Raw genomic sequence first — 14287 nt, forward strand, 5'->3', positions numbered from 1 at the left:
TTGCGATACTCTGCCGGATAGAACGGATCAGCGCCTAATCCTGCAGTGTCGGTGCTGCCGAAAATGAACTCAATCGCGGCATTGAACCCTTCAGTGATGCGGTCAAAATCGAACCGACTTGCCGCGGGACAGACGAATACTTGTTCCAGACGCTGCCGAAGAATGCCATCGGTAGTCCCAGCAGAATCCGTTTCGCTGAGCCGGGGCTTCGTTCGAATATCGTCTTGCGCAGGAACGCGCTGAGCACGAGCGAGCGATCTACCGCAATCGACCGCTCCAGAAACGTCGCATAGACCAAGTCGTACAGGTCGAAGGAGTGCCGTCGTTGCAGGAGACACTTCAGCTTGTTCGCCAGCAATTCTTCGAGCGAGACACAGGCGATTCCGATCTGGCAAACGCTTGCATCGGAATAGGGGTGAAGCAGGGGGCGTACGACCGTCGGCAGAAAAAGCCTGTCGAACTCTGTGACATCGAGTTTGACGCTGATGGTGAGATCGCCGTTTACGCCGTAGAAATCACGAAAATAGACCTTGCCCTTGAAGGATTGCCGCTGGGAATCGATCATCCGGTCAGCAACGAAACTGTTCTTCTCCGTCTCGAACACCACACCGCAGGCATCCTGCGCCGCACGGCACGCTTCGTTGATCTCCGCTTGAAACCGTTCCGGGTCGATCGCGGACGTGACGCTGAAATCGAGATCCGACGAGAAGCGCGTGTTGGGATAGTAGGCTTTGCGCATGCAGTTGCCGCCTTTGAAAACGAGCAGCCTGCTGAGGTACGGATTTTCGTAGAATGCCTTGAGCAACCAGCCGAACACATAGTCGCGTTCGACATGGGCAGTGTGGACACCGAGCATTCCTCCCTGTGCATCGATTTCATCGCGCTCAATCATGGCAGCAACCTACCGCACGGCGGATCAGAATAATACTAGGCGACATTGGACACGCGAGGAACAATATGGGACGCGTTTCGAAAGAAGTGGGGACGGCAGTCACTGCGCGCACTCGTGGGACGGCAAAACGCGAGCCCGACCGTGCAGTGTTCCCCGAAGAGAAGGCCCATATTCAACACATCGGCGAGGTAATTCATGCATGGAATTGCGCGCATGGCGCTTTGTATCGAGTTTTCGCTCGTATCGCAGTCGATTCCGACTACGATCTTGCACTGGAACTTTGGCACACAGCCTCAAGCGACAATGCTCGACGAGATATGCTGGAAGCGTTTGTTCGCGCACGGCTTAAGACCCGCCGACTGACATATCGGTCGGGAATACTTTGGGCACTGACTGCACTGAATCAGCTCACCACTTATCGTAACGATGCCGCCCATGCCGAAATGATCTATTATTATGACCGGATGGCACCGGGCATGTCGACCAAACGCAAGACAGCAGAACGCTATGAGAGAGCACCATTGAGCAAGCATTGGCGAACTCTCCGTGGAGATCTCTACGCCATTGCCAGCTATCTCGAACAGGTCGATTTCAGCTTATGGTTTGACTATCCGAGACCACTGGTACGAAAACCCCGGCTGGGTCTGGCGAGACAAACGTCGGCGAGGCAGCAAGCAGTAAACCGGAAGAAAAAGACTGCGTCCCGCGAACGGCAGCGGATGGCATCGAAATCTTTGCGCGTTAGCGGTGCGAACGAGGAAGACTGAACGCTTTGGCGCGTCCGTGCACGAAGTTGAGGACCAATCCTAAATAGCCGACAAGAGGGAATTTCGCATTGGGAGATCTGTGTGGCCGATTACGTTCGCTCCATGCGCTGACCAACCTTCGAAAAGATCCAAAACGGTTGGATCTCGCGGCGGCGCTTTCGTTTCTATCCAAATCTGATTAGCGTATCGCGCCATGACCGTGGGGGAAGATGGATCAATTGGACCGGGATCGCTTTGGCTGAGATGGGATCCGCACGTCCACGCCCCAGGAACCATCTTTAACGATCAGTTCAAGGGCGACTGGGACGCCTATCTCAACGCGATCGAGGGCGCCACGCCGGCAATTCGCGCGCTCGGTGTCACGGATTATTACGGGCTTGAACTCTACAAGGAGGTTTGCGCACGAAAGGAGCAGGGCCGCCTGAAGGACTGCGACCTGATCTTTCCTAACATCGAGTTGCGATTCAGTGTTGGGACCGCACGATCCTGGATCAACGCGCATTTACTAGTGTGTCCTGACGATCCGGAACACCTCGATCAGCTGACACGATTTCTTCAGCGGCTGACCTTCAAGACAACGACGGACACCTTCGCCTGCAACCCGTCAGAGCTCATTCGGCTCGGCCGTTCGCTTGACCCGAAACTGACTGATGATCGGTCGGCCCTTCGCCATGGCTCCGAACAATTCAAAGTAAACTTCGACCAGCTTCGCGAAGAGTTTAAGGCGATGAGCTGGGCGCAGGAGAATATCCTTATCGCGGTCGCCGGCGCGAAGGGCGACGGGACCTCGGGGCTTCAAGACGGCGCCGACCAGGCGATGCGCCAGCAGATTGAACATTTCGCTCACATCATGTTCGCATCGAGTCCTGCTCAGCGAGAGTTTTGGCTCGGTCGCAAGACCAGCCGCGAGCATATCTGCGAGACTTATGGCGGCCTCAAGCCCTGCATGCACGGTAGCGACGGGCACTCTGTCGAGCGGACGGGCGCGCCCGATGGCGATCGCTACACTTGGATCAAGGGCGCGGCGACATTTGACGGACTGAAGCAGGCCTGCATCGATCCCGAGGGTCGCGCTTACGTTGGGGCCGAGGCGCCGCCCGCGGCCGCTCCGTCAGAGACGATCCGCCGTGTAACCCTGACCAATGCTCCTTGGGCGCCCAATTCGGTGATCGATCTCAACCCGGGCCTTGTCGCCATTATCGGCGCGCGAGGTTCCGGCAAGACCGCGCTCGCGGACATGATCGCTGCGGGCTGCGATGCCCATGCCAACCAGCTCCCCATGCAGTCCTTCCTGGTTCGGGCGGGCGAATATCTCGACGACGCGACGGTAAAACTCGATTGGGGCAATGGAATTGTCACCGAACGCGGCCTCAGGAATGTCGCAGCGGCATGGGACGGCTTTCTGACGCAGTACAGCGGCAATGTGGACGGCATCATCAACGACAATCTGTCCTCCACCCGGAAGAACCGCGATGGGTGGCGCGGGATCGATATCGCAATCACCGATCCAGCGGCCCCGCTCGTCGCCGACGATGCCGATCTGACGAAACTGCCCTTGGGCCGGCTCGATGCCGAAATCCGGCGGCTCGGAGATATCATCAACGTCGACAAGGAAACGCGCGAACGGTTTAATTCGCTGTCGGCGAAAATCACGACCGAGACCGAACTCCTCTCGGTCCTGCAAGACAAGCTGAAGGACTATGAGGGCGCAGAGGAACGCGCCAAGGGCCTGCCAGCGGAAAGGCAGACAAGTTACCGGCGAATTTTCGAAGCGGTGTTTTCGGAACAACAGGTCCTCAACGACCTCTAAGCGGCCGCTGATCATCGATCAGCCCGAGGAAAATCTCGATCCCAAGTCCATCTATGATGAACTCGTCGGCCTGTTCCTCAAGGCCAAGGCCAAGCGCCAGGTCATCATCGTCACGCATAACGCCAATCTCGTGATCAACACCGATGCCGATCAGGTCATCGTTGCATCGGCCGGTCCGCATCCGGGGGATGGCTTGCCCGAGATCGCCTATGCGAGCGGCGGCCTCGAGGACGCGCCGATCCGCAAGATGGTCTGCGACATTCTCGAGGGCGGGGAACATGCGTTTCGCGAGCGCGCACGGCGCCTTCGTGTCCGCCTGGAGCGTTAGTTTCAATATTTTGCACGGGCTCAAGGGGGAGCGAAACCAATGAGGAAAATCATTCTGGCTGCGGCGCTGATCTGCGCGCCGGCACTGGCTCAGGCGCAATCGGGCTGCACAGCCTACACGGGCACCACGGTGCAGCCGCAGACCTTCGACCAGGCTATCGCGTCCATCAAGCCCATCGCGCCGAAGGACGAATTCGAGACCAGCGATGCATACCGCGCCCGGCTTGCAGCAGCGGGCGGCTCAGGACTTCGAGCAGAAAGCGTTGGGGGCGTTGCAGCGGGTCATCGTAAGCTCGATCCGCACCAACTGGAGCCTCGCGAAGTTAGGACTGCTCATCCGTCTGTTCGGGCTTCTCGGTCAGGCGAGAATATTGGTGCAGTTTGCGACAGACGAATTGTTCCACGAGCTTGGGGTCTGGCCGGAAATCGAACCCTATCTGCTGACGATCGCGGTCGATCCGAATGGGGATGCCGAAACAAGGCTGTGGGCACTCGATGGCCTGGTCTTCAATGATCTGCGCGAGGGAGATTATGAGGCCGGCCGGAAGCGGGTCGACGAGATGGAGTCGCTGCTGAGGGAAAACGAACTCGGCGACGAGGAGTGGATGGCTTGGGGCATGAAGCGGATGTTGCTCTTGTCCGAGCTCGGCGACATCGATGGCGTCCGGGCCATGCTTGACCAGGTTGCGGATCGACTTCCTGACCAGCCCGAACATCTGCGAGTGTTCCGCTACAATCGCGCCCTCGCCCTGTTCAAGCTAGGCGACAACGATACGGCTGTAAGTGAGGCGCTCGCCCTCATCGACGAATATTATCGGGAGCTCGGGATCAGGCCCGACGATGTGGTGGGACGGAACGCCCCCGAACTTCGGCAGCTTCTTCCTAAAGACGAAGATCTCACCGATCGGCTGAAACATCTGGCAGACAGTCACGATCTTTTCGCGCAGGCCTTGGGCCGGAAGAGCCAGCGATCTACTCTCGCACGCATCCATGCGATGAAGTTCTACGAGCTGTCGCAATCCTACCAGTCCTTCGTCCGGGTTGGTCTCGACCTTGTCGAAGAACTGGTCTGGGTGAACGACTTCATAAGCGCCCGCGAGGCCTTCGAACGTAACATATTCCCCATCTTGCAAGGCGCGGGCCTCGCGGGGCGCGTCCTCGAAGCCCGCGCGCTATACGCGGTGGTCCTTGCCTATTGCGGCGATCATGACGCTGCGGCGAATGAGGTCGAGCGGCTGCTGCCGTTCGAAGATGCGATGGATCCGAAGCAGCGCAAGGCGTTCCAGGAGCAGAAGGCCATTATTCGCCAAGTCCGGCTCAAAGGCGGTCCGCCGCAGCGACAGGTTGTGATTCCTGCTCCGTTGCAGGCGCTGTTCGATCAGCGCCGCGGCACCCCTCGGGAGGTCGAGCCCAGGAAAAAGGTCGGTCGCAACGAGAAATGTCCATGCGGTTCGGGCAAAAAATTCAAAGTCTGTCACGGACGTTGATCGGGAGCGATTAGAGGCGGTCGTATAGGGGCGCGTCGAAGATAACGGAATAATGGCTGCTGCCTCAGAATGACTGCTTTTGGTCACAGGCCGATGGGTGTTGGAAGGACCGACTTCGGGCGCGATGCAGCCGCGCTGATACCTATCGCGAAATCTGATCTGGCATCGAAATAGCTACGGAGAGAGCAAACAGGAGCGTTGCAGGCTGGGACCCTTATCCCTTCGCGCTGCGTCGCGGTGCGTCATCACGCGTCATAACCGTCATATGAGATTTTCCCGACCCAGCTGATTTTTGGGCCGCCGACGCGATCCCTGCGTCGCCGGGAGATTCTCTTGACGCCTACCAAGCTCCTTGTCGGACAGATTTTCGTCGTCTTCGCGATGGTGATCGCGGGCGTCTGGATTGCGACGCAATGGTGTGCGGCGCAGCTTGGCTATCAGCCCCAGCTTGGGTCGGCGTGGTTCGTCCTGTTCGACACGCCGATCTATCGGCCGTGGGCGATATTTCCGTGGTGGTATCACTACGAAGCCTATGCGCCCGAGGTTTTCGACAAGGCGGGGATGATCGCCGGGGCGAGCGGCTTTCTCGGCTGCGCGTCCGCCATCGCCGGATCACTCTGGCGCGCCCGTCAGTCACGCCACGTCACGACATACGGTTCGGCGCGCTGGGCAACGAAGCGCGAGATCGACCGAGCTGGACTGCTCTGCGACAGCGGCGTCTTTCTAGGCCGCAAGCGGTGGCGCTACCTTCGTCACGACGGGCCGGAGCATGTCATGGCGTTCGCGCCGACGCGTTCGGGCAAAGGCGTCGGCCTCGTCATCCCGACGTTGCTAAGCTGGACCGGCTCAGCCATCATCCACGACATCAAGGGCGAGAACTGGCGGCTTACCGCAGGTTGGCGCGCACGCTTTTCGCACGTTCTGCTATTCAACCTGACGGACCCGCGGTCGGCCAAATATAATCCGCTGCTGGAGGTCCGGAAGGGCGCGAACGAGGTTCGCGACGTTCAGAACATCGCCGACATTCTTGTCGATCCCGAAGGCGCGTTGGAACGGCGCAACCATTGGGAGAAGACCAGCCACAGCCTGCTGGTCGGCGCGATCCTCCACATCCTCTACGCCGAGGAAGAAAAGACGCTCGCCCGTGTCGCAACCTTCCTGTCCGATCCGCAGCGCCCGTTCACGACGACGCTGCGCCGGATGATGACCACCAATCATCTCGGCACCAAGGAGGCGCCGCAGGTTCATCCCGTCGTCGCGTCGGCCGCTCGCGAGGTGCTGAACAAGTCGGAGAACGAGCGCAGCGGTGTCCTGTCCACCGCCATGTCATTTCTCGGCCTCTATCGCGACCCGACCGTCGCGGCGGTCACGTCACGATGTGACTGGCGCATCGCCGATCTTGTCGAAGCCGATCACCCGGCATCGCTCTATCTGGTGATTCCGCCGTCTGACATTTCGCGGACCAAGCCGCTCGTGCGCCTGATCCTCAACCAGATCGGGCGTCGGCTGACCGAGAAGCTCGACGCCGACCCGACGCAGGGGCGCAAACATCAGCTTCTGATGATGCTCGACGAGTTCGTCGCCCTGGGGCGTCTCGACTTCTTCGAGACGAGCCTAGCCTTCATGGCGGGCTACGGAATCCGGGTCTATCTGATCGCGCAGTCGCTCAATCAGGTCGATAAAGCCTATGGCGAGCATAATTCGATTCTCGATAACTGCCACGTCCGCGTTGTTTTCTCGACCAATGACGAGCGGACGGCAAAGAGGGTTTCCGATGCTCTCGGCGTCGCCACCGAACAGCGCGCGATGCGGAACTATGCGGGTCACAGGCTCGCCCCCTGGCTCGCGCATGTCATGGTCAGCCGGCAGGAGACGGCGCGCCCGCTGTTGACGCAGGGCGAGGTCATGCAGCTTCCGCCCGCCGACGAGCTGGTTCTTGTGTCGGGCACGGCCCCGATCCGGGCGAAGAAGCTACAATATTACAAGGACGCCAATTTCCGCGCGCGGCTCCTGGCACCGCCCGCGCTCTCGCTTGGTGACTATGCCGATCGGCCACCCAGCCGCCCCGACGACTGGACGGGGCTGGTCAGCGCGCCCGATAGCAGGCTCGGCAAGGTGGACGAGGAGCCCGGCGCGGACGAGGACGGCGGGTTGCAGCAGCAACGGCACCCGTTGATCGACGAGACGCCGCCGCAGGCGGAACCCGCGACGCAACTCGAATTGCCCGACATGGAGCGCGACGACCCCGACGCCGCCGCCGACAAGCGCGTCATGGAACGCGTTCGCGCCTCGCTCGTGCGCGGCCATGCGATGAATCAGCCGCAGTCCCAAGACCTGTTGCCGGGACTGTAAGCGATGAAGGTCCGGCAGAATCTCTACATCGACAGCGACTTGAGCGATGCGCTCGACGGGCTGGTCATCCGGCGCGGCGGCAACAAGTCGCGCATCGTCAACGAGGCGCTTCGCGATTGGCTGGCGCGCCGCGCGTCGAAGCAGGTCGACGACCTTCTGAAAGTCCGGCTCGATCGCATATCGCGCGAGGTCGCGGCCGGCCGCCGCGACATGGAGGTGGTGCTGGAGGCGTTGGCGCTGTTCGTGCGCTACCAGCTCACCGTCACCGCGCCGCTCCCCGAAGCCGACGCCGCCGCGCTTGCGACCGGCAATCAGCGTTTCGAGCGATTTATCGCCCAGCTTGGCCGCCAGATCGCGGGCGGCAAGCGGACACTCGACACCCAGAACGTCACCGAGGCACAGCCATGACCGAGGCGCTTTCCGACGCCAATAATTCCTTTGGGCGCCGCCGCGCAATGCTCCGTACCGCAATGGGACCAGGCATCGCGGCGGCACTGTCCGACCCCGCGGTTATCGAGATCATGGTGAACCCCGATGGGGTGCTACGGCTCGACCGGCTTGGCGAGGGGCGCATCGACACCGGCACCCGCTACGACCCGGCGCAGATCGAGCGCATCATTCGCCTGGTTGCGAGCCATGCACGGACTGAGGCCCATGCAATGGCACCGATCATATCGGCCGAACTGCCGCCGCACGGCGAAGGCGCGGGCGAGCGGTTCGAGGGCGTGCTTCCGCCCGTCAGCCTCGCGCCCTGCTTCTCGATCCGTAAGCCGGCTGCGCGCATCTATACGCTGCTCGATTATGTGAACGACGGCATCATGCCCGCCGACACGGCGCGGCTTCTGTCGATGGCCGTCGTCGAGCGTCGGAATATCCTTGTCGCGGGCGGCACGTCATCGGGCAAGACGACGCTCGCCAACGCGTTGCTTGCCGAAATGGCGGGCCTCGACGAGCGCGTCATCATCATCGAGGACACGCGCGAACTGCAATGCGCGGCGTCCGATGTGGTCGCGCTTCGCACTCGGACAGTTGGCCCGAGCGGGGCCGGCGCAGTCACGATGGCCGACCTTGTGCGTTCGACGCTGCGCCTTCGCCCCGACCGCATCATTGTGGGCGAGGTTCGCGGGCGCGAGGCGCTCGACATGCTCAAGGCATGGAATACCGGCCATCCTGGCGGCATCGCGACGGTCCACGCGAATAGCGCGACGGCCGGGCTCTACCGGCTCGAACAGCTTGTTCAGGAAAGCGTCGTCACTGTCCCGCGCCGCCTCATTGCCGAGGCCATCGACATGATCGTGTTCATATCCGGGCGCGGCCTCGCGCGCCGCGTGGACACGATTGCGCGCGTCACCGGCCTCGACGCGCAGGGCGGTTACGCCGTTCGCGACCTCACCCCCGACAACCAAGGAGAATAGACTATGCGCCTGTCCCGCACCCGTCACCCCAACCGCCTCATTGCCGCCGCGGCTGTCGTGCTCGGCCTGGCTGCCGCCGCCACAGCGCACGCCGCCGGGTCGGGAATGCCGTGGGAGGAGCCGTTGCAGCAGGTCCTGGAGTCCGTCCAAGGCCCGGTCGCCAAGATCGTCGCGGTCATCATCATTATCGTGACCGGCCTGACGCTCGCGTTCGGCGAGACGGCGGGCGGCTTCCGGCGCCTCATCCAGATCATTTTCGGTCTGTCGATCGCCTTCGCGGCCAGTTCCTTCTTTCTCAGCTTCTTTAGCTTCGGCGGCGGGGCGTTGATCGCATGATCGGCGCAGGCTCGCATATCGAAGGCTTCGAAGCGCCGATGCACCGCGCCTTGGCCGAACCCCTCCTGCTCGGCGGTGCGCCGCGCGCCATCGCGATCGTCAATGGCACGATCGCCGCCGCGCTTGGCCTCGGCTTGCAGCAATGGATTGCCGGGCTGGTGATGTGGGCGGCGGGTCACACGCTCGCGGTGTTCGCCGCAAAACGCGATCCCGATTTCGCGCCCGTCCTCGCCCGCCACCTTCGCCAGCGGGGGTATCTCACATGCTGAACCTCAAGGAATATCGCAGCGGCGCCGACCGGCTTGCCGATCATCTGCCGTGGGCGGCGTTGATCGCCCCCGGCGTGGTGCTGAACAAGGACGGCAGCTTTCAGCGCACCTTGCGCTTTCGCGGACCGGACCTGGAAAGCGCCACGGAGGCCGAACTTGTCGCCGCCTGCGCGCGGGCGAACAATGTCCTCAAACGCTTTGGATCAGGTTGGGCCTTACACTTCGAGGCCGAACGCCGCGAAGCGCTGGGCTATCCCGGCAGCGACTTTCCCGATGCGGCGTCCTGGCTGGTCGATCAGGAACGGCGCGCGGCGCTCGAGAGCGCGGGCGCGCACTATGAGAGCCTCTATTATGTGACGCTGACTTTCCTGCCGCCGCCCGATCAGGCCGATACGGCGGGCCGCGCGCTGGTCGAGCGCAGCGATGATGCGAAAGGCCGCGATTGGCGGCAGGCGCTCGCCAGCTTCATCGCCGAGACGGACCGGGCGCTCGACTTGTTCAGCGGTTTCATGCCGGAGGTGCGCGCGCTCGACGATGGCGAGACGCTGACGTTCCTTCACGGCACCATATCGACGCGCCGCCATGTCGTCGCGGTCCCCGAAACCCCAATGTATCTCGACGCCATATTGACCGACACGCCATTGACCGGCGGGTTGGAACCGATGCTCGGCGACGAGCATTTGCGGACGCTGACCATATTCGGCTTTCCGAATGTCAGCCGGCCCGGAATCCTCGATGCGCTCAATCACGAAGATTTTTCATATCGTTGGGTCACGAGATTTATAGCCCTCGACAAGCAGGAGGCGACCAAGGCGCTGACCAAGCTGCGCCGCCAATGGTTCAACAAGCGCAAGTCGGTGACGGCGATGCTGCGCGAGGTGATTTACAACCAGCCCGCACAGCTTCTCGATAGCGACGCCGACAACAAGGTGGTCGATGCCGACCTGGCCTTGCAGGCGCTCGGCGGCGATCATGTCGCCTTCGGTTATCTGACGACCACGATCACCGTTGCCGATACCGATCGCGCTCGCGTCGAAGAAAAGGTGCGGGCGGTCGAGCGCATCGTCAACGGGCTGGGTTTCACCTGTATCCGCGAGACGGTCAACGCGGTCGAGGCGTGGCTGTCGAGCCTCCCAGGCCATGTCTATGCCAACGTCCGGCAACCGATCGTTCACACGCTCAATCTGGCCCACCTGATGCCGCTATCGTCGGTATGGGCGGGATCGGCACGCAACGCGCATCTGGACGGACCGCCCTTGCTCTATGCCGAGACGAGCGGATCGACCCCGTTCCGGCTCTCGACCCATATCGGTGACGTCGGCCACATGCTCATTGTTGGCCCGACCGGCGCGGGCAAGTCGGTGCTGCTGGCATTGCTCGCCTTGCAGTTCCGGCGTTACCCCGATTCCCAAGTCTATATCTTCGACAAGGGTTTTTCGGCGCGCGCCGCGGTGCTGGCGATGGGCGGCGCGCATCATGCGCTCGGCCTCGGCAGCGAGGACGAAGGCGGGAAGGCCATCGCCTTTCAACCTCTACGGCATATCGACCGCGCCGACGAACGGGCGTGGGCGGCCGAATGGATCGGCGCCTTGCTCGCCCATGAAATGATCGTGGTCACGCCGGAGGTCAAGGAAGCGGTCTGGTCGGCGCTAACCAACCTCGCGACCGCGCCGGTCGAGCAACGGACGCTGACCGGCCTGTCGCTGCTCTTGCAGTCGGCGCCGCTGCGTGTCGCCCTCGCGCCCTATACGCTCGAAGGGCCATTCGGGCGACTGCTCGATGCCGCTGAGGACGACCTTGCGATTGCCGATGTTCAGTGCTTCGAGACCGAGGCGTTGATGGGGCACGCGGGCGTCGTCGCGCCGGTGCTGACCTATTTGTTCCATAGGCTCGAAGAGCGGTTCACCGGGCGGCCGACGCTGCTCATTCTTGATGAAGCCTGGGTGTTCCTCGACCATCCGCTGTTCGCGGCGCGCATCCGCGAATGGCTGAAGGTGCTGCGCAAGAAGAATGTCAGCGTCGTGTTCGCGACGCAATCGCTGGCCGACATTGCGGATTCGACGATCGCACCCGCGATCATCGAGAGTTGCCCGCAGCGCATATTGCTGCCGAATGACCGGGCGATCGAGCCGCAGAGCCAGGCGGCCTATGTCCGCTTTGGCCTCAACGCGCGGCAAATCGAGCTGGTCAGCCGCGCCGTGCCGAAGCGGCAATATTATCTGCAATCGGCGCGCGGCAACCGCCTGTTCGAACTGGGACTAGGCCCGATCGCGCTCGCACTGTGCGGTGCGTCCGATCCCGACACCCAGAAGCGCATCGACGCGACCCTCGCCAAACATGGCGCGGACGATTTTGCGGCGCATTTCCTGACCCAAGCCGGCCTCGATTGGGCGGCCGAGCTGCTTGGCCGATTCCCCGCCGTCCAACCTCCAGCAGAAAAGGAATAGCATCATGCCCCGCTCTCCCGTCCGCAATTATCTGCTCGCCACAGCGCTTGGCCTTGGCACGATCGGCACCGTCATCGTCGGGGTCTACACGACGAGCACCCCCGCCTCGGCACAGATCAGCGTGTTCGATCCGACCAATTATCGGCAGAACCTGCTCACCGCCGCGCGGACGCTCCAGCAGATCAACAATCAAATCCAGAGCCTTCAAAACGAAGCCCGGATGCTCGTCAATCAGAGCAAGAACCTCTCGCGCATCGACTTCCCGCAGCTCGACCAACTTCGCCAGACGCTCGGCGAGATCGACAAACTCATGGGGCAAGCGCAGGGCATCGACTTCCGCGTCGATCAAATCGACGAGCAATTCCGTCGGCAATTTCCCGACAGCTTCGCGTCGGTGATGAAGCGCGACCAGCGAATTGCGACCGCTAGACAGCGCCTCGATAATGAAATGGCCGCGTTCCGGCAGACGATGCAGGTTCAGAGCGGTATCGTCGAGAATGTCCGCGATGACGCGCAAACCCTCGCGGCGATCGTCGCCAAGAGCCAAGGCGCAGAAGGAAGTTTGCAGGCACAGCAGGCGACAAACCAGCTTCTCGCGCTCGCGACCAAGCAGCAGTTCCAGCTCCAGAACCTGATGGCGGCGCAGTTCCGAACCGAATCGCTCGAAGCGGCGCGGCGCGGCCAGAGCGCGCGCGAGGCCCGTGTCCGCACGAGCCGATTCCTCGGCGACGGCAAGGCCTACACGCCGCAGCCATAGCTTGGGCGGCGCTGCGCCCCTTGTTCCCCGGCGAGCGCCGTCCCGTCGCGGGGACCGCATGGCTCCCCCCTCTCGCGGCCAGCGGTTCCCGCGACCCCAATCCATTGCCTTTAAGGAGTCCCGTGCGTGCAGGATTTGAATGTCATCGACCAGTTCATGCAGGCGTTCATCGCCTATATCGACAGCGGTTTCGGGCTGCTCGGCGGCGATGTCGGTTTCCTGACCACGATCCTGATCGGCATCGATATCACGCTCGCCGGGCTGTTCTGGGCGCTTGGCGGTGAGGACGACGTCATCGGCAAGTTTTTGAAGAAGATTCTCTATGTCGGCGCCTTCGCGCTGATATTGAACAGCTTTCCGCTCCTCACCGACATCATCTTCCGCAGTTTCGCCGGACTGGGACTGACCGCGGGCGGCAGCGCGATCGGCGCGCAGGATTTGCTGATGCCGGGCCGGCTCGCGGGAACCGGATTCGAGGCCGCCTTTCCGCTTCTGGTGCAAGCGAAAGAGCTCGTCGGCCCGATCGACTTCTTCAATAATTTCGTCGAGATCGCGGTGCTGGTAATTGCCTGGGTGATCGTCATCGCGGCCTTCTTCATTCTCGCGATCCAGCTTTTCATCACGATCTTGGAATTCAAGCTGACGAGCCTCGCGGGCTTCGTGCTGGTTCCCTTCGCACTCTGGAATCGCACATCCTTCCTCGCCGAGCGTGTGCTGGGCAATGTCGTCTCGTCCGGCATCAAGGTGATGGTGCTGGCGGTCATCGTCGGTATCGGTTCCAACTATTTTGCCGACTTCACCGGCGCGATTGCCGGCGAGGAGGTGTCGATCGAGCAGGCGGTATCGCTGATGCTCGCGAGCCTGGCCCTGTTCGGCCTCGCTATCTTTGGTCCCGGCATTGCGTCCGGGTTGGTCGCGGGCGCCCCGCAGCTCGGCGCCGGTTCCGTCGTCGCGACAACCGCATTGGCCGCAGGCGGCTTCGCGATGGGCGGAGCCGGCGCTGTTGCCGCTACGCGGGGCGTTGCCGGCGCCGGTCTCGGCGCGCTTCGCGCCGGAACGGCGATGGGGAGCGCAGCTTCGACGGCTTACAAGCTGGGCCAGGAAACGTCCGGCACCTCGACCATCGGCGCCGGTATCGGCGGCATGGCGAGCGCCGCCAAAGGGGCTGCCGCCAACCGGATGCACAATGCCCTCGGCCTTCGCGCTGCTGCCGCGCGCGGTCAGCAAGCCGCCTGGGCCGCGGGAACCAGCGGTGCATCGAGCGCCAACGCCAGCGCCGCAAGTGGCGACGCATCGCCGCCGGCATGGGCGCAAAAACTCCACGCCACCCAGGCTAGCCGTCACCGCCGTCAGATGGCGATCCACGCCGTTCAATCGGGCGATCGTGGCGGCGCCGGGATCACACCGGACATCAAGGAAAGGGATTAA

Annotated in this window: 11 protein-coding genes and 1 pseudogene; 11 read left to right on the top strand and 1 reads right to left on the bottom strand. The window is 62.3% G+C overall.

The annotated features are described in order from the left end of the window. Nucleotides 1-34: 34 nt before the first annotated feature. Complete coding sequence (locus tag OJI97_RS03260) at nucleotides 35-892, bottom strand: nucleotidyl transferase AbiEii/AbiGii toxin family protein (protein ID WP_297661097.1); 858 nt, start codon at nucleotides 890-892, stop codon at nucleotides 35-37. A 65-nt stretch (nucleotides 893-957) separates the two neighbouring features. Between OJI97_RS03260 and OJI97_RS03265 the strand changes: the two genes are divergently transcribed. The 11 genes and pseudogenes from OJI97_RS03265 to trbL all read left to right on the top strand — a co-directional run bounded on the left by OJI97_RS03265 (nucleotide 958) and on the right by trbL (nucleotide 14287). After that, nucleotides 958-1659: a hypothetical protein gene (locus tag OJI97_RS03265; RefSeq protein WP_297661099.1), complete on the top strand. Its 702-nt coding sequence runs from the start codon at nucleotides 958-960 to the stop codon at nucleotides 1657-1659. A 193-nt stretch (nucleotides 1660-1852) separates the two neighbouring features. After that, nucleotides 1853-3797 (top strand): annotated as a pseudogene (locus tag OJI97_RS03270) (hypothetical protein). A 205-nt stretch (nucleotides 3798-4002) separates the two neighbouring features. After that, nucleotides 4003-5283, top strand: coding sequence for an SEC-C domain-containing protein (locus tag OJI97_RS03280; protein ID WP_297661105.1), 1281 nt, complete (start codon nucleotides 4003-4005; stop codon nucleotides 5281-5283). A gap of 333 nt (nucleotides 5284-5616) precedes the next feature. Continuing rightward, the gene (locus OJI97_RS03285; RefSeq protein WP_297661106.1) at nucleotides 5617-7635 is read left to right on the top strand and encodes a conjugal transfer protein TraG; all 2019 of its coding nucleotides are present in this window, start codon (nucleotides 5617-5619) and stop codon (nucleotides 7633-7635) included. A 3-nt stretch (nucleotides 7636-7638) separates the two neighbouring features. After that, a complete protein-coding gene (locus tag OJI97_RS03290; protein WP_184097126.1) occupies nucleotides 7639-8043 on the top strand; it encodes a ribbon-helix-helix protein, CopG family in 405 nt (134 codons plus the stop codon). Beyond that, nucleotides 8040-9050, top strand: a complete 1011-nt coding sequence (gene trbB / locus OJI97_RS03295) for a P-type conjugative transfer ATPase TrbB (RefSeq protein ID WP_297661109.1) — start codon at nucleotides 8040-8042, stop codon at nucleotides 9048-9050. The genes OJI97_RS03290 and trbB overlap by 4 nt, the downstream gene beginning before the upstream one ends. A gap of 3 nt (nucleotides 9051-9053) precedes the next feature. Further along, entirely contained in the window at nucleotides 9054-9386 is a 333-nt protein-coding gene (locus OJI97_RS03300; RefSeq protein WP_184097122.1) for a TrbC/VirB2 family protein, read from the top strand. After that, on the top strand, nucleotides 9383-9655 hold the full coding sequence (locus OJI97_RS03305; RefSeq protein ID WP_184097120.1) for a VirB3 family type IV secretion system protein: 273 nt from the start codon (nucleotides 9383-9385) through the stop codon (nucleotides 9653-9655). The genes OJI97_RS03300 and OJI97_RS03305 overlap by 4 nt, the downstream gene beginning before the upstream one ends. After that, nucleotides 9649-12102: a conjugal transfer protein TrbE gene (gene trbE / locus OJI97_RS03310; protein ID WP_184097118.1), complete on the top strand. Its 2454-nt coding sequence runs from the start codon at nucleotides 9649-9651 to the stop codon at nucleotides 12100-12102. The genes OJI97_RS03305 and trbE overlap by 7 nt, the downstream gene beginning before the upstream one ends. A 4-nt stretch (nucleotides 12103-12106) precedes the next feature. Further along, nucleotides 12107-12859: a P-type conjugative transfer protein TrbJ gene (trbJ, locus tag OJI97_RS03315; RefSeq protein WP_184097116.1), complete on the top strand. Its 753-nt coding sequence runs from the start codon at nucleotides 12107-12109 to the stop codon at nucleotides 12857-12859. Nucleotides 12860-12985: 126 nt separating this feature from the next. Continuing rightward, on the top strand, nucleotides 12986-14287 hold the full coding sequence (gene trbL / locus OJI97_RS03320) for a P-type conjugative transfer protein TrbL (RefSeq protein ID WP_184097114.1): 1302 nt from the start codon (nucleotides 12986-12988) through the stop codon (nucleotides 14285-14287).

The organism is Sphingopyxis sp. (assembly GCF_025869345.1).
Classification (GTDB): Bacteria; Pseudomonadota; Alphaproteobacteria; order Sphingomonadales; family Sphingomonadaceae; genus Sphingopyxis.

What these genes read in the sequence shown, in the direction of transcription:
- OJI97_RS03260 (WP_297661097.1), bottom strand. Translation starts at nt 892, where the DNA reads ATGATTGAGCGCGATGAAATCGATGCACAGGGAGGAATGCTCGGTGTC.
- OJI97_RS03265 (WP_297661099.1), top strand. Translation starts at nt 958, where the DNA reads ATGGGACGCGTTTCGAAAGAAGTGGGGACGGCAGTCACTGCGCGCACT.
- OJI97_RS03305 (WP_184097120.1), top strand. Translation starts at nt 9,383, where the DNA reads ATGATCGGCGCAGGCTCGCATATCGAAGGCTTCGAAGCGCCGATGCAC.
- trbE (WP_184097118.1), top strand. Translation starts at nt 9,649, where the DNA reads ATGCTGAACCTCAAGGAATATCGCAGCGGCGCCGACCGGCTTGCCGAT.
- trbB (WP_297661109.1), top strand. Translation starts at nt 8,040, where the DNA reads ATGACCGAGGCGCTTTCCGACGCCAATAATTCCTTTGGGCGCCGCCGC.
- OJI97_RS03280 (WP_297661105.1), top strand. Translation starts at nt 4,003, where the DNA reads ATGCATACCGCGCCCGGCTTGCAGCAGCGGGCGGCTCAGGACTTCGAG.
- trbJ (WP_184097116.1), top strand. Translation starts at nt 12,107, where the DNA reads ATGCCCCGCTCTCCCGTCCGCAATTATCTGCTCGCCACAGCGCTTGGC.
- OJI97_RS03290 (WP_184097126.1), top strand. Translation starts at nt 7,639, where the DNA reads ATGAAGGTCCGGCAGAATCTCTACATCGACAGCGACTTGAGCGATGCG.
- OJI97_RS03300 (WP_184097122.1), top strand. Translation starts at nt 9,054, where the DNA reads ATGCGCCTGTCCCGCACCCGTCACCCCAACCGCCTCATTGCCGCCGCG.